14 protein-coding genes and 3 tRNA genes are annotated in these 14,149 nt (G+C 59.8%); 15 read left to right on the top strand and 2 right to left on the bottom strand.

All coding sequences use genetic code 11. The features are described 5' to 3' along the window. Window positions 1-45: 45 nt before the first annotated feature. The 10 genes from radD to nadA all read left to right on the top strand — a co-directional run bounded on the left by radD (window position 46) and on the right by nadA (window position 7,885). Window positions 46-1,812 carry a DNA repair helicase RadD gene (radD, locus tag NAT21_RS04385; protein WP_250937985.1) on the top strand — a complete coding sequence of 589 codons (1,767 nt, stop codon included), beginning with the start codon at window positions 46-48 and terminating at the stop codon, window positions 1,810-1,812. 115 nt (window positions 1,813-1,927) lie between these two features. Further along, entirely contained in the window at window positions 1,928-2,788 is an 861-nt protein-coding gene (locus NAT21_RS04390) for a segregation and condensation protein A (protein WP_250937987.1), read from the top strand. A 38-nt stretch (window positions 2,789-2,826) separates the two neighbouring features. Next, the gene (scpB, locus tag NAT21_RS04395) at window positions 2,827-3,618 is read left to right on the top strand and encodes an SMC-Scp complex subunit ScpB (protein WP_250936011.1); all 792 of its coding nucleotides are present in this window, start codon (window positions 2,827-2,829) and stop codon (window positions 3,616-3,618) included. Further along, window positions 3,602-4,597, top strand: a complete 996-nt coding sequence (rluB, locus tag NAT21_RS04400) for a 23S rRNA pseudouridine(2605) synthase RluB (RefSeq protein WP_250936012.1) — start codon at window positions 3,602-3,604, stop codon at window positions 4,595-4,597. The genes scpB and rluB overlap by 17 nt, the downstream gene beginning before the upstream one ends. Before the next feature lie 58 nt (window positions 4,598-4,655). After that, a tRNA-Lys gene (locus NAT21_RS04405) sits at window positions 4,656-4,731 on the top strand. 43 nt (window positions 4,732-4,774) lie between these two features. Then, window positions 4,775-4,850: transfer RNA gene (locus NAT21_RS04410), tRNA-Lys, on the top strand. Window positions 4,851-4,887: 37 nt separating this feature from the next. Continuing rightward, window positions 4,888-4,963: transfer RNA gene (locus NAT21_RS04415), tRNA-Lys, on the top strand. Between the two features lie 207 nt (window positions 4,964-5,170). After that, window positions 5,171-6,439 (top strand): flagellar hook-length control protein FliK, encoded by a 1,269-nt coding sequence (locus tag NAT21_RS15580; protein WP_250936013.1) that lies wholly within the window; start codon window positions 5,171-5,173, stop codon window positions 6,437-6,439. Then, window positions 6,432-6,749 carry an EscU/YscU/HrcU family type III secretion system export apparatus switch protein gene (locus NAT21_RS04425; protein WP_250936015.1) on the top strand — a complete coding sequence of 106 codons (318 nt, stop codon included), beginning with the start codon at window positions 6,432-6,434 and terminating at the stop codon, window positions 6,747-6,749. The genes NAT21_RS15580 and NAT21_RS04425 overlap by 8 nt, the downstream gene beginning before the upstream one ends. A 101-nt stretch (window positions 6,750-6,850) precedes the next feature. Then, on the top strand, window positions 6,851-7,885 hold the full coding sequence (gene nadA, locus NAT21_RS04430; protein WP_250936017.1) for a quinolinate synthase NadA: 1,035 nt from the start codon (window positions 6,851-6,853) through the stop codon (window positions 7,883-7,885). A 51-nt stretch (window positions 7,886-7,936) separates the two neighbouring features. Here the strand turns inward: nadA and NAT21_RS04435 are convergent, their stop codons facing one another. Then, window positions 7,937-9,394: a M48 family metalloprotease gene (locus NAT21_RS04435; protein WP_250936019.1), complete on the bottom strand. Its 1,458-nt coding sequence runs from the start codon at window positions 9,392-9,394 to the stop codon at window positions 7,937-7,939. Between the two features lie 98 nt (window positions 9,395-9,492). Here NAT21_RS04435 and NAT21_RS04440 point away from each other — a divergent pair, with 98 nt between their 5' ends. Both NAT21_RS04440 and NAT21_RS04445 read left to right on the top strand, forming a co-directional pair. Then, window positions 9,493-9,729: a sulfurtransferase TusA family protein gene (locus NAT21_RS04440; RefSeq protein ID WP_250936021.1), complete on the top strand. Its 237-nt coding sequence runs from the start codon at window positions 9,493-9,495 to the stop codon at window positions 9,727-9,729. A gap of 3 nt (window positions 9,730-9,732) precedes the next feature. Next, window positions 9,733-10,836, top strand: coding sequence for an AI-2E family transporter (locus NAT21_RS04445; protein WP_250936023.1), 1,104 nt, complete (start codon window positions 9,733-9,735; stop codon window positions 10,834-10,836). Window positions 10,837-10,839: 3 nt separating this feature from the next. On the opposite strand, the gene NAT21_RS04450 is transcribed toward NAT21_RS04445, so the two are convergent. Beyond that, window positions 10,840-11,313 (bottom strand): peroxiredoxin, encoded by a 474-nt coding sequence (locus tag NAT21_RS04450; RefSeq protein ID WP_250936025.1) that lies wholly within the window; start codon window positions 11,311-11,313, stop codon window positions 10,840-10,842. A gap of 195 nt (window positions 11,314-11,508) precedes the next feature. Between NAT21_RS04450 and dapA the strand changes: the two genes are divergently transcribed. From dapA to NAT21_RS04465, 3 genes are read left to right on the top strand one after another with little or no spacing between them, the layout of a single operon-like run. After that, window positions 11,509-12,393: a 4-hydroxy-tetrahydrodipicolinate synthase gene (gene dapA, locus NAT21_RS04455; protein WP_250936027.1), complete on the top strand. Its 885-nt coding sequence runs from the start codon at window positions 11,509-11,511 to the stop codon at window positions 12,391-12,393. After that, window positions 12,390-13,340, top strand: coding sequence for an NlpB/DapX family lipoprotein (gene bamC / locus NAT21_RS04460; protein ID WP_250936028.1), 951 nt, complete (start codon window positions 12,390-12,392; stop codon window positions 13,338-13,340). The genes dapA and bamC overlap by 4 nt, the downstream gene beginning before the upstream one ends. After that, window positions 13,340-14,128 (top strand): MBL fold metallo-hydrolase, encoded by a 789-nt coding sequence (locus NAT21_RS04465; RefSeq protein ID WP_250936029.1) that lies wholly within the window; start codon window positions 13,340-13,342, stop codon window positions 14,126-14,128. Before bamC ends, NAT21_RS04465 begins: the two co-directional genes overlap by 1 nt. Window positions 14,129-14,149: the final 21 nt, after the last annotated feature.

The raw sequence follows: 14,149 nt of genomic DNA on the forward strand, positions 1-14,149 counted from the left end.
GAGACCACCATCATGGTGGCCCCTTCATTATTCGTGTGTGGTGCAATGACCCAGGTTTCACTTCGCCCCTATCAACAGGAGGCCGTTCGCCGCGTGGTGGACTGGTTTCGCCGCAGCAGCGAGCCGGCGGTGGTTGTACTGCCCACCGGCAGCGGAAAAAGCCTTGTCATTGCCGAGCTGGCGCGTCTTGCCCGCGGGCGCGTACTGGTATTGGCCCACGTTCGGGAACTGGTCGAGCAGAACCACGCCAAGTATGAGGCCTACGGCCTGCAGGCGGACATTTTCAGTGCCGGTCTGGGGCGCAAGGAAACCGCACGTCAGGTCGTTTTCGGGTCGGTGCAATCGGTGGCCAATCGCCTTGATGCCTTCGGGGGCGGTGACTTTACCCTGCTGGTCATTGATGAATGCCATCGGGTGGACGTCAGTGATGATGCCACGCGCGTATCGCGTTATCAGCAGGTTATCGATCATTTGAGGGCAGCGAACCCGAATCTCAAGGTGCTGGGGCTGACGGCAACGCCGTTTCGGCTCGGCCAGGGCGCCATTTATCACCAGCATTACCACGGCATGGTGCGCGGGCCGGAGACGTCCTTTTTCAGGGCCTGCGTATTCGAACAACCGCTGCGGGTGATGGTGCGGCAGGGATATTTGACCGAACCGCGCCTGATTGATGCTGCCATTGCCCGGTATGATTTCTCCCACCTGATAACCCGCCGTGACGCAGCACCCCGGGAGGATGAACTCAATCGGGTAGTGAAGGGCAGTCGGGCTACTCCCGTGATCATCGAGGATGTACTGGCTCAGGCGACGGATCGGCAGGGAGTCATGATCTTTGCCGCGACCGTGGCGCATGCCGAGGAGATCCTGACCTACCTTCCTCCGGAAAGTGCGCTGGTGACCGGGCAGACCGAGACTCGGGTGCGTGACGAGATCATCGCCGACTTCAAGGTCCGCCGACTCAAGTACCTGGTGAATGTGTCGGTACTGACTACCGGCTTTGATGCCCCCCATGTGGATGTCATTGCCATATTGCGTCCCACCCAGTCGGTCGGGCTCTATCAGCAGATTGTCGGTCGCGGCCTTCGCCTGAGTCCGGGCAAGACCGATTGTCTGATTCTGGATTATGCCGGCAACCCCTGGGGACTTTATGACCCGGACATGACCACGCCGCGCCCGGCGTCGGATACCGAGCCGGTGCAGGTACCATGTCCACTGTGTGACTTTGCCAATACTTTCTGGGGGCGCATGGACGGTGAGGTTCTGATCGAGCATTTCGGACGACGCTGCCAGGGACTGGTGGAAGGAGAGCAGGGCCTGACCCAGTGCCTGTTCAGATTTCGCTTCAAGGTCTGCGATGAGTGCGGAACGGAAAATGATATTGCTGCCCGGCGCTGTGGCGGGTGTGAGCGGTTGCTGGTGGACGCTGACAACCAGCTCAAGGAGGCCTTGAAGCTGCGTGACGCGAAGGTTTTGCGCGTCAGCGGCATGGAGCTGGTGGCGGCGCGCAATGGCCGTGGCATGCCCCGGCTTCAGGTGGTCTATCACGACGAGGATGGCGCGCAGCTCGATGAGTGGTTTGCCCTGGAGACCCCCGCCCAGCGCACCGTGTTCGAGCGGGTTTTTCTACGCCACCACCTGCGGGCCCCCGGAACCGGCTGGGTACCGGACAGTATCGAGACCGTTTGTGCCGAGCACGCACGGCTTCGAGCGCCTGATTTCGTGATCGGTCGCAAGGTAGGGCGATACTGGAGGATTCGAGAAAAGCTGTTTGATTACGAAGGACGCTATCGGCGCGCCGACAGCGCTTCCTGACAGGCGTCAGATGTCTGAAATGCTGGTACAATTACACGATGAATCTGCCCCTTTCCCTTGATTACCCTGAGCCCTTTTCGCGATGAGCGATTCCGATGCACTGCCGTCGGTACCGATGCTGTCGGCGCCACCGTCCTCGTTTTTGGCACGAGTCAATGATGAGCCTGTCACGGAACTGCCCGAGGATCTGTATATTCCACCGGAAGCGCTCAGGGTCTTTCTGGATACCTTTGAAGGGCCGCTGGATCTGCTTTTGTATCTGATTCGTCGTCAGAACCTGGATATTCTGGCGGTCAATGTGGCGGCGGTGACCCACCAGTACATTGAATATGTCGAGCTGATGGAAACTTCCGGGATCGATCTGGCGGCAGAGTACCTGTTGATGGCCGCCATGCTGGCGGAAATCAAGTCGCGCACGCTGTTGCCGCGCCCACCGAAGGGGGACGCGGAGGAGGACGAGGACGACCCGACAGCTGCACTGGTGCGTCGACTGCAGGAATATGAACAACTCAAGCAGGCGGCCGATGAGCTGGATACCCTGCCGCGCCAGGGGCGTGACTGGTTCAGCCCTCAGGTCGCATTGCCGGAGCTTTCTCCCCGGGTGATCTACCCGGAGGTGGATATGGCGGACCTGCTGGGCGCGCTCAAGGGGCTGCTGGCCCAGGCCGAGCTGAATCAGTCCCACCAGATTACACGTGAAACCCTCTCGACACGTGAGCGTATGCTCGCCATCATGGCGCGCCTCGATGCAGGACATTTTACGCCCTTTGAAGCGCTCTTTACGCTGGAGGAAGGCCGCGCCGGGGTCATAGTGACCTTCATGGCCCTGCTGGAACTGGCGAAGGAGCGCATGATCGAGATCGTTCAGAATGCCCCGTTGTCGCCGATTCACGTTCGTGCCCGACTTGCCGAGGCGGATCACGTTGACGGGATAACGGGCGAGGAGGGCGGAGAGTCTGCCTTTGACGATGAATAATGACGTATGCCAGTGAATGACCCGGAGTAAAAGGTGCCGTGACTCACAATGACATTTCCCTGGATCGTATTATCGAAGGGGTGCTGCTGGCCGCCGGGGAGCCGTTGATGCTTGACCGGCTGGAAAGCCTGTTCGACGAGCGCGAGCGGCCGACCAGGCTCGAGCTCAAGGCCGCGCTGGATGTGCTGGGTCAGCGTCTTGAGTCCAGCGCCCTGACACTGAGTCACACGGCCTCAGGGTACCGTCTTCACGTCAGTCAGGCCCTGTCGCCCTGGGTCTCCAGGCTCTGGGAAGAGCGCCCGCAGCGCTATTCCCGGGCGCTGATGGAAACCCTGGCACTGATCGCCTATCGCCAGCCGGTTACGCGGGCAGACATCGAGGAGGTACGAGGCGTATCGGTCAGTGCCTCGATCATGCGGACCCTGACCGAGCGTAACTGGGTGCGGGTCATCGGTCATCGTGACGTGCCGGGGCGACCGGCCGTGTATGCTACCACTCGCAGCTTCATGGATGACTTCGGGCTGACAACGCTTGATGAACTGCCCCCCATGCACACCCTGAGCACGCCTCCCGACACGGAGGGCAATCAGGATTACAATGCTTCCCCCGAGGGCGATATACTCTCCCTCGATAAGGAAGATGCACCTGCTGTTCCGCCTGACAATGCGAGCGAGACAGCACAACACGCCGAGAAGGCGTCCACGGAATCAACGCTGGATTTTGCCACCCTGGGCCAGCGATTGATCGAACGCCGGCATTCACTGTCTGACCAGACAGCAGATAACCGGCACGACGATGAGAGTAATGACACTGATGACAACGACGACTGAAAAGCTGCAGAAGGTACTGGCCCGGGCCGGGCTGGGTTCACGCCGCGAAATGGAAACCGCGATTGCCGATGGTCGCGTTACGGTCAATGGCAGGGTAGCGACCCTTGGCGACCGTATTGCCACCACCGACAGCGTGAATGTCGATAACCGCCCGGTCAGCATCCGTGCTGCCGAAGACGCCCCGCGTCGGGTGATCATGTATAACAAGCCGGAAGGCGAACTGTGTACGCGACGTGATCCTGAAGGACGACGCACCGTGTTTGAACGGCTGCCGCGCCTCAAGGGAGAGCGCTGGATCGCGATTGGCCGTCTCGATATCAACACCAGTGGTCTGTTGCTGTTTACCACGGATGGGGAGCTGGCCAACAAGCTGATGCATCCCTCGATGCAGATCGAGCGTGAATACGCCGTGCGGGTCATGGGTGAAGTAACCCAGGCACAGGTCAACGCCATGGCCGAAGGGGTAATGCTGGATGATGGCCCCGCAAGGTTTTCCGATATTCAGGAGTTTGGTGGCGAAGGCATCAATACCTGGTTTCACGTCGTGATTCTTGAAGGGCGCAACCGTGAAGTTCGTCGCCTGTGGGAATCCCAGGGCCTGACCGTCAGCCGTCTGAAGCGCGTTCGGTATGGCAATATCTTTATCGACAAGCGGGCCCGGGCGGGGGAATGGACCGAGTTGACTCAGGAAGAGGTCGATGGACTATCGACGCTGGCAGGTCTGGAGCAGCGGCGTGTGCCGCAGTTGACGCCGGATGAGAAAAACCGCTGGAATCGGGACAAGGACAAGCGTCGTCCCGTGCGTGGCGTCAAGTCCACGAGCTCGCGCGACGGTGGCCGTGACAGCAAAAGCCGCGATGACAGCAGGGGCCGGGCCGGCGAAGGACGTCAGGGTGCCGCTCAGCGGTCATCCAGAGATGACGCACGCCGGTCCTCGAAGGACGACTGGGCACCGCGTCCGCCGCGTCGACAACGGTAATTGATATAAGTGCTTGCATGCCGGTGCGTTTCACAGTAATATTTGCGCCGCGTTGAGCGGGTCGTTAGCTCAGTTGGTAGAGCAGTTGGCTTTTAACCAATTGGTCGTAGGTTCGAATCCTACACGACCCACCATCTCTTCCAGTAAGAGAAAAGCTCAACCCGTTCGGCATGTTACGGGTCGTTAGCTCAGTTGGTAGAGCAGTTGGCTTTTAACCAATTGGTCGTAGGTTCGAATCCTACACGACCCACCATCCGAACTTGTGCACGAAAAATCGAACGGTTTTTCCAGGGTCGTTAGCTCAGTTGGTAGAGCAGTTGGCTTTTAACCAATTGGTCGTAGGTTCGAATCCTACACGACCCACCAGAATTCAAGGCCCCGGTCTCTTCGAGATCGGGGCTTTTTTATGCCTGAAAAATGGTATTTCGCCTGGTCAAGGACTTCAGTCGTGAACCACAGTGGTCGATACTGTCACGATAAGGCGCTTTCTGCGTCGATATTAACGGTGGGTGTTGTTTCCGTGTTGGTGACGTGGAAAGGGCATGCCTGCCCCCAAGTGTGGAGGGTCTTGCCGTGAGTACCATAACCCCGCTGATTGATACCCTGATGCATCAGGTGCTGGGGCGCCGGGCACAGATGGAGCGTGTGGCTTCCGAAGGGGCCGAGAACAAGGTGTTGTCTGTTAATGCCGTGCGGGGTGATCAGTCGCTCAAGCCTGGCCAGGAGCATTTGAATCGCCCCCAGCAGCCGGAAATGCAGGTTGCTTCGGCGCGACAGGGTGCCGCCCAGCGTGCCGGGGCCGAGGCAGGGCTTTATGAGCGGCTGCAACCGGTGACCAGTGACGCGGCCAGGGCCGCACCCTCATCCCTCCAGTTTCGCTTTACCCGGGAAGGCCAGACGCTTTCCACCCTGCTGTCACAGTTTGGTGACGTTAAAACCAGCGTACCAGCCCGGACGCCTGCACTGATTACTCAGCCGGGTGTGCCTGCCAGCCCGAGCGCCATGGCGGAAGGGCTGCGACAAACCGTCGGACAAAGCGGCATATTCTACGAATCCCACTTGTCTCGCTGGTTCAAGGGTGACTTTCCGGAGCAACTGCTCCGTCAGGAGCCTCAGGGGCGCTTGCCGCTGCTGCTGCGTGCCGGAGGCGAGGGCGCTCCGCTGCCGGGAGCACCTGCGGCGCAGCCCGGCGCCCCGATGACCACGACAGGTGCTGCAGTTGCAGGGCAGGTGCATCCCTCGCCCGGCATGCCGGGGGCAACCCCCCCGCCGACGGTCGGATCAGCCACAATGCCTTTCGGGGCTGGTGCGGCTGACATGGCGCCAGGCCCTGCTGCTGCATCGGCCCGGTCAGGTGCGGAGACGATGGCGCGAGGTGACGTGGGATCATCACCTGTCGGTACCGAGCCGCGGCAGATCATTCATGAAAGCGTTCAGCGGCTGGTCAGCCACCAGCTGGAAACCCTGACCACTCATACCCTTCGTATTGATGCCCAGCTGACACCGCAGGTGCCGTTGTTAATGGAAATCACCGAGCTGCGTCCCTTGCCGGATGAAGATGCCCTGTACATGGATGAACGTGAGGCCCATCAGGCGGACGATGATGAGGCCAGTCGCTGGCGCTCAACCCTGAGCCTTGAATTGCCGCGTCTGGGAGCAGTGCAGTTTGACCTGCTGATGAATGATGGAGCACTGTCGATTGCCTGTCGCACCGATCAGGCGCAGACCGCAGGTCGCTTTCGTGAGGCGCGTGTTGCCCTTCAGCAGGCAATGTCGGAGATTGGGCTGTCGACACAACGTATCGATATCGAACGACTGACGCGGGAGGAGGGGCATGAGTGAGGAGCAACCCGCACCACAGGCGCGCGCCGCGGCCATTTCCTATGGGGCCGGTGACGCCGCGCCGCGTGTGGTCGCCAAGGGATATGGATCTACGGCACAGGCCATTCTTGAGCGAGCCGAGGAAAACGGCCTTTATGTTCATCACTCAGCCGAGCTTGTGGATCTACTGATGAAGGTTGACCTCGATGAGCGGATTCCGGCTGCCCTTTATCAGGCCATTGCCGAGCTGCTGGCCTGGGTGTATGCCCTGGAGGAAGGCTTTACGACGCTCGGACAGGCTGCACGCGACGAGGCTTCCCGGGAGGGGTGAGCTGCGCGACCTTTGGCGCTATGATGACGCTGGCGGCCCTTGACGTGTCGAGGGCCAGTTCATCAGCAGGGGGAGCCCCTGCCTGTCGGAGTGATAGACACATGACACACCTTACCGAACGCGAGCAGGTGCAGGCGCACCTGGCTCGCTCCTACCAGCCTGCGGCTGTTTCAGCCGATGAGTCCCTTCAGCGCGAACGCATCAAGACCCTGCTCAAGGCACACAATGCCACCCTGGTGGCGCACTATTATACGGAAGACAGTCTGCAGGCTCTGGCCGAGGAAACGGGCGGCTGCGTTGCCGATTCTCTTGAAATGGCCCGTTTTGGTGCGGCATCACCGTCTTCTACGCTGGTCGTTGCCGGCGTGCGCTTCATGGGCGAGACAGCCAAGATGCTGTCGCCTGACAAGCGTGTACTGATGCCGACCCTGGAGGCCACCTGTTCACTGGATATCGGGTGTCCAGCGCCCGAGTTCAGCGCCTTTTGTGATGCACATCCTGACCGAACCGTGGTGGTATACGCCAATACGTCGGCTGAGGTAAAGGCACGGGCAGACTGGGTGGTGACATCGGCGATTGCCGAGGATGTGGTGGCACACCTGCATGCGCGCGGTGAAAGGATTATCTGGGCTCCTGACAAGCACCTGGGCCGGTTTGTGCAGTCACGTACCGGTGCCGACATGCTGATGTGGGAGGGTGCCTGCATTGTTCATGAAGAATTCAAGGCCAGGGGTATCGAGGACATGTTGCGTGTGTACCCTCAGGCCGCTGTGCTGGTGCATCCCGAATCACCACAGGCGGTCGTGGATCTGGCTGATGTGGCAGGTTCCACGTCGCAGTTGATCAATGCCGCTCGCAAGATGACACAGGACACCCTGATCGTTGCCACGGATCGAGGCATTTTCTACAAGATGCAGCAGGCCGTGCCTGACAAGCTGTTGATCGAGGCGCCGACCGGCGGGAATGGCGCGACCTGTCGCAGCTGTGCCCATTGCCCCTGGATGGCAATGAACAGTCTCGATAAGCTCGAGTTGTGCCTTGAAGAGGGGCTGGGGGCGATCGAGGTGGATGACGCGATTCGTCGTCGCGCCCTGGTCGGGCTGGAGCGCATGCTGACGTTCAGAAACAGCCTGTAAGTCTGTCTGCAACGCCCCGGGCCGAAACGGCCGGGGCGTATTTCCATCGTGTCAAAAGTCGTCCAGCGCGCTGCGGTAGCGCATGAACGCGTCCCGCCGTGCCCTGATACGGCTTGCCAGCGTATAGTTTCCGGCCCGGGTGGCTTCCCCTTCGGCAATATCCAGCTGTTTCATACCCTTGTCGATACGACCGGTCAGCTGCAATTGCTCGGCCAGCGCCAGATGGCCTTCGGCTGAATGGCCGCTTCGCCCGGCGGCCTCTGCCAGCAGATTCCAGACATCCGGGTCTTCCGGGCGTTGTTCGGAGAGCTTTTCAAGCACCGGATAGGCCTTTGACGGCGCCAGATTGAGGAGGGCTTCACCTTCGATCAGGCGAGCCGGAGTGTTGTCGGGGACAATGGCCAGCAAGCGGCGGCTGCGTGCCAGGGCCTCGTTGAAGCGATTGGCATCCAGGGCTACATCGGCGGCGCTATTTTGCAGCATGGACAGGTCGGGATAGCGTGTTATCAAACGGTCGAGTCCGGTCAGCGCCTTGTCGGTACGGTGCTCGACGGCATCGGTCATGGCGTCAAGATACGCCAGTGCCTCGGGCGACGGGTCGTCTTCTTCCAGGCGGTGTCTGGCCTGAGCCGGGTCATCCATGTGCATGGCCAGCAGTACACGGGCGCGTACCATGTCGTATAACGGGCCTGCCGGGGGGCCATGGCCGTGCCCCAGCTGATCGGCACGGGCCTCTGTGGTGCTGATGCGTGTTTCGGTCAGGGGGTGGGTCAGCAGGAATTCGGGCGGTGTAGACCCCTGCAGGCTGGCCAGCCGCTGAAGAATACGGAACATGCGGGGCATGGCATGCGGATCCATGCCGGCATTGGCCAGCGTTCGAAGACCGACGTCATCGGCTTCACGTTCGTACTGGCGAGAGTAGGTCAAAAGGTTTTGAATGTATGCCGCCTGGGTCCCCATCACGGCAGCGACCCCCAGATCGCCTCCGCCACCTCCGCCGGCGGCAAGTACCATGCCGGTCAGAAGCGCCGTGAGCATGGGAACACGGCTGGCATGTTGCTGTTCCAGCTGGCGCGCAAAGTGATGCTGTGAAAGGTGGCCCATTTCATGTGCCAGTACCGAGGCGAAGGTGTCTCGATCCGGTGCGAAGGCAAACAGGCCGGTATTGATGCCGATGACACCGCCTGGCACAGCAAAGGCATTCAGCATGCGGCTGGAAACCAGGGTGACGACAATCCGTTCATTACCCAGGCCGCTCCAGGGCATCATGCGGTGAATCAGGTCTTCTACGTAGTGTCGTGTAATAGGGTCGCGCCAGGAAATTGTCTGGGCACGGAACTGGCGTAGCCAGGCCCGCCCGAGACGAAATTCTTCCATGGGCGAGATGGCGCTGCTGGCATCACCCAGTGCCGGCAGGCCATAATCGTCTGCAACGGCGGTTGCGGGCCGGGCAGCGGCGCTGCATAGAAGAATTGCGCTTAAACACCATGCGACGCCGTGCCTTTTCATTTCGAGTTATCCCGCGTCAGTCGATACCGAATAAATTGATTTGTCTGGCAAAGTGCCCTTAAATCGGGGCGATTTCAACCGGTAACGGAGCTTTTGTCGTGGCCACGAGTGAACAGACGCTGGATGCCAGAGGGCTGGACTGCCCTCTGCCGCTGCTTCAGGTCAGGCAGCGCCTGACCGCCATGCAGCCGGGCGAAGTATTACACGTTGAAGCCACTGACCCGGGGTCGTGGCGTGATTTTGAAAGTTATGCCGCCCAGGGTGGGCATACCCTGACGCGCGAGGAGCCGGTTGATGGCGTGTACCGGTACTGCTTCATCAAGGGGGTGTGCTGATTCATGGCAGTCAAGGCCTTGGTACAACATTGGGTCGATCGCTACTTCTCGGATGAGGAGGCGATTATCCTGGGGCTGGTGTTGCTGGTCGGTCTGGCCATCGTGGTCTTCTTCGGCCAGATGCTGGCGCCGTTTCTGACCGCACTGGTATTTGCCTTTTTACTGCAGGGCGGCGTCAGCAGGCTGGAGCGCTGGGGAGTGCCGCGACTGCCGGCCGTGCTTTTGATCTTTCTGGTATTTGTGGTGCTGCTTCTGACAGCGGCGCTGGTGATCCTGCCGCTGGTATGGGATCAGTTGACCGGGCTGGTCAGCGAGGTGCCGCGGATGTTTGTTCGTAGTCAGCAGCTACTGGATCAACTGCGGGAACAGTATCCGACAGTCATTACACCGGCCCAGATTCAGAGCTGGGTCAACAGTGGGGCTCACGAGGCCACGCAACTGGGGCAGCGAGCGCTCAGAATGTCGTTCAACTCGTTGGGCAATGTGCTGAGCATCATTATCTACCTGGTGCTGGTGCCGATTCTGGTGTTTTTCATGCTCAAGGATCAGGAAAAGCTGATCGGCTTTTTTCTGTCCCTGCTGCCGCGCCAGCGCGCACTGATGACCCAGGTCTGGAAAGAGATGGACGGTCAGATCGCCAATTTCGTGCGGGGCAAGGTGGTGGAGATCATCATTGTCGGCTCGGTCTCCTACGTTACCTTCTTCTGTTTCGGGCTGCCGTATTCGGCGCTGCTGGCGCTGATGGTGGGCTTTTCGGTGCTGGTGCCCTATATCGGTGCGGCGGCGGCCACGCTGCCGATCGCCGCGGTTGCAGGCTTTCATTTCGGGCTGGGAGATCAGTTCATGTATGTGATGGTGGCTTATGCCATCATTCAGGCGCTGGACGGCAATGTGTTGGTACCGATCCTGTTTTCCGAAGCAGTCAATCTGCACCCGGTGGCAATCATTCTCGCGGTGTTGTTCTTCGGGGGAATCTGGGGGTTCTGGGGCGTGTTCTTTGCCATTCCTCTTGCGACGCTGATGAAGGCGTTATTGCATGCCTGGCCGCGCAGCGTGGCAACCCATCGCGCCCGCAGGGAAAAGAAGGCCTCCGGGCGCGATGCCTGACACTCAGCTGCCCTGGTGCTCGCGGATGAAGGCGAGTACCTCGGCAGCATGGCCATCCGGCTTGACCTTGCGCCACTCCTGAATCAATACCCCCTTGTCATCCAGCACGAAGGTGCTGCGCTCTATACCTTCGTGTTCCTTGCCGTACATCTTCTTGAGTTTGATGACATCCAGCAGTCGGCACAGGGTTTCGTCCTTGTCGCTGATGAGATCGAACGGAAAGTCCTGTTTGGTTCGGAAGTTGTCATGTGACTTGAGGCCATCGCGGGACACACCGAAAACGACGGTATCGGCCTGTTTGAACTCATCGTGCAGATCACGGAACTGCTGGCCTTCGGTAGTGCAGCCCGGCGTACTGTCCTTCGGGTAAAAGTACAGCACGGTATAGTGGCCGGTGAGGCTTTCCGGGGTGATGGTAAGCCCCGATGTGGCGGAAACGGAGAAGTGTGGCAACGGGGTGCCAATCTCGATGGACATGATAACTCCCGGGAAGACAGTAAGTGGAATGATGAAGTCTAGCGCTTTCCACCGGGATTCGTCTGCCTGACCTGTACACTGGAAGCTTGCCTGAGTACCATCTATTCCCGGCCGGGCCCTCTCTGCGTGAGGGCAGCCGCTCGGTCATGGACACAATATACTGTGTTAATCCGGTTTTCGAAGAGAGGGTTCGAGATGTTCAAGGGTAGCCTGGTCGCCTTGGCGACGCCGATGAAGATCAATGGCGATATCGATTGGGACGCGCTGCGCCGACTGGTCAATTTCCATCTTGAGCACGAGACCGATGGAATCGTCGCGGCAGGTACAACGGGTGAGCCAACCACCATGTCCTTTTCCGAGCACTTTGACGTGATTCGCGAAGTGGTCAATATCGTGGATGGCCGGATTCCTGTCATTGCCGGTACCGGGGCCAATGCCACGGCTGAGGCGGTAGAGCTTGTGCGGTATGCCAAGGATGTCGGCGCCGATGGCTGCCTGTCAGTGACGCCGTATTACAACCGTCCGACCCAGGAAGGCCTGTATCAGCATTTCAAGGCCGTGGCGGAAGCCACCGATATGCCCATCATTTTATACAATGTGCCAAGCCGCACCGGCGTGGACCTTTATAACGATACTGTTTCCCGGCTTGCCTGTATCCCCAATATCGTGGGGCTGAAGGACGCCACCGGCAATCTGGAGCGCGCGGCCGAGCTGGTCAAGCGTCTCCGGAACGAGGACTTTGCGTTTTATTCCGGTGACGATCCGACAGCGTGTGAATTCATGCTGGCCGGTGGCCATGGTGTGATTTCCGTCTCCTCGAACGTTGCGCCGAAGGGCATGCACGACATGTGCGAGGCAGTGTTCAAGGGTGATCATGACCGTGCCCACCAGATCAATACGCGCCTTATGCCACTGCACTCCGTGCTGGGTATCGAGGCCAATCCGATTCCTGTCAAGTGGGCCCTGTGTGAAATGGGGCTGGCCGACAAGGGAATACGCTTGCCACTGACCTGGCTGTCTGAAAAATATCACGCCACGGTCGGAGAAGCCCTTCAGCTCGCAGGAGTGTTGGAAGAATGATATCCCGAACCACATGGGTCGCGAGCGCGTCACTGCTCGTGCTGCTGGCCGGGTGCGGCAGTAATGGCTATTACTACGACCGCAACTCGGAATACGTGGATGCCAAGATGGTTGCGCCCCTGTCGCTGCCGGAAGGGGCGCGCCAGGGCGCCAGTCAGGATGCGATGCCGGTTCCTCGGGTCAACGGTGATTTCGTGCAGGGCAAGGATGGCTTCAAGGTGCCGCGCCCCCAGCCCATGATGTCGAAAGGCGATCAGCGCGATTTTGCGCAGCTGCGCAACGAGGACGGCGATAGCTGGTTGCTGGTCAATGCAGCGCCCGCGGCTGTCTGGCCGCGTTTGCAGGATTTTGCCTCACGTGCAGGCTATGGCATCCAGGAAGTTGACCCGGCTCGTGGTCGTATCCAGACCCGCCAGGGTGAGCTGACACTGGTTCAGGGGATTCGCAGTAATTCCACGCGCGTTGAATGTACCCAGGGCGACAGCGTCAATGCTGCCTGCCTCAAGGATCTGGCCGGCTACCTGAGCCAGACGGTGAGCCAGCAGGGCGAGGGTGTATCACTGGCAGGCCAGAACCTGTCTGACGACAACACGGTGGTGCTTGAAAATCGCCAGGGACAATGGCAGTTGAACATTGCTCAGGGGTTTTCATCGACCTGGGCCGAAATGGCGTACCAGCTGGAACACAGCTTCAGCAGTGACAATGGTGCACGCCTTGTCGACCAGGATCGAAGTGCACGCACCTTCACCGTGACGTACACGCCATCGACTGCCTCCGGTAGTGGCTGGTGGATCTTCGGTAGCGGCCCGGACCCACGTGAATATCGCCTTGAACTGGCGCCGCGTGATCAGCAGGTAGTGGTTACCGCGACGCGAACCGATGGGCAGCCGATCGAGCAGGGCGAGGCCCGAGAGCTTCTTGATCGCGTGGCATCCACGCTGCGCTGATGCCTCTGTCCTTTGCTTCGCTGGGCAGTGGCAGCAAGGGCAATGCCACCCTGGTTACCAGTGCCGAGTGTCGGGTGCTGGTGGACTGCGGTTTTTCACTGAAGGACATCGAGGCGCGCCTGGCGCGTCTCGATGTGTCGCCGAACGAGCTGGATGCGCTGTTGATTACGCATGAGCATATCGATCACGTGCGAGGTGCAGCAGCACTGGCGCGGCGATATGATCTGCCCGTGTATGCAACGCCGGGTACCTGGCTTAAAAGCGGCCTGAAAAAGCTTGCCCGGGTCAGCATGATTGCGCCGGAGCAGCATTTTTCCATCAAGGACATGGATATCGATGTCGTCACGGTGCCTCATGATGCGCGACAGCCGGTTCAGTTCATTCTGGGCGCCGGCGGCTGTCATCTGGGCCTGTTGACGGATCTTGGACACGTGACCTCACATGTACTTGAGCGTTACCGCCATTGCGATGCGCTGGTACTTGAGTGCAATCATGACCGTGACATGCTGCAGCGTGGACCGTATCCCCCCAGTCTCAAGCGCCGTGTAGGCGGTCACTGGGGGCATCTGTCCAACGAGCAGGCGGCGGAACTGATCAAGGGCATAGGCACCGAGCATTTGCAGTGCGTGGTGGCGGCTCACCTGTCCGACAAGAACAACCTTGCCGAGCTGGCCTTCGAGGCGCTTGTGCCGCTGTTGGGTGACGACACGCATCGCCTTGTCGTTGCAGACCAGATGCATGGCGCCGGCTGGCAGTCGTTGAGTCGTCGGCACGCTCCCTGTAGTTAACTTTTACTCCCTGAACAACCT

The sequence above is a fragment of the Larsenimonas rhizosphaerae genome (assembly GCF_023700005.1).
Lineage (GTDB): Bacteria > Pseudomonadota > Gammaproteobacteria > Pseudomonadales > Halomonadaceae > Larsenimonas > Larsenimonas rhizosphaerae.

Excerpts from the sequence above, each read along its gene's own strand:
- radD (WP_250937985.1), top strand. The coding sequence starts at position 46 with ATGACCCAGGTTTCACTTCGCCCCTATCAACAGGAGGCCGTTCGCCGC.
- NAT21_RS04390 (WP_250937987.1), top strand. The coding sequence starts at position 1,928 with ATGCTGTCGGCGCCACCGTCCTCGTTTTTGGCACGAGTCAATGATGAG.
- rluB (WP_250936012.1), top strand. The coding sequence starts at position 3,602 with ATGACAACGACGACTGAAAAGCTGCAGAAGGTACTGGCCCGGGCCGGG.
- NAT21_RS04425 (WP_250936015.1), top strand. The coding sequence starts at position 6,432 with ATGAGTGAGGAGCAACCCGCACCACAGGCGCGCGCCGCGGCCATTTCC.
- nadA (WP_250936017.1), top strand. The coding sequence starts at position 6,851 with ATGACACACCTTACCGAACGCGAGCAGGTGCAGGCGCACCTGGCTCGC.
- NAT21_RS04435 (WP_250936019.1), bottom strand. The coding sequence starts at position 9,394 with ATGAAAAGGCACGGCGTCGCATGGTGTTTAAGCGCAATTCTTCTATGC.
- NAT21_RS04445 (WP_250936023.1), top strand. The coding sequence starts at position 9,733 with ATGGCAGTCAAGGCCTTGGTACAACATTGGGTCGATCGCTACTTCTCG.
- NAT21_RS04450 (WP_250936025.1), bottom strand. The coding sequence starts at position 11,313 with ATGTCCATCGAGATTGGCACCCCGTTGCCACACTTCTCCGTTTCCGCC.
- dapA (WP_250936027.1), top strand. The coding sequence starts at position 11,509 with ATGTTCAAGGGTAGCCTGGTCGCCTTGGCGACGCCGATGAAGATCAAT.
- bamC (WP_250936028.1), top strand. The coding sequence starts at position 12,390 with ATGATATCCCGAACCACATGGGTCGCGAGCGCGTCACTGCTCGTGCTG.
- NAT21_RS04465 (WP_250936029.1), top strand. The coding sequence starts at position 13,340 with ATGCCTCTGTCCTTTGCTTCGCTGGGCAGTGGCAGCAAGGGCAATGCC.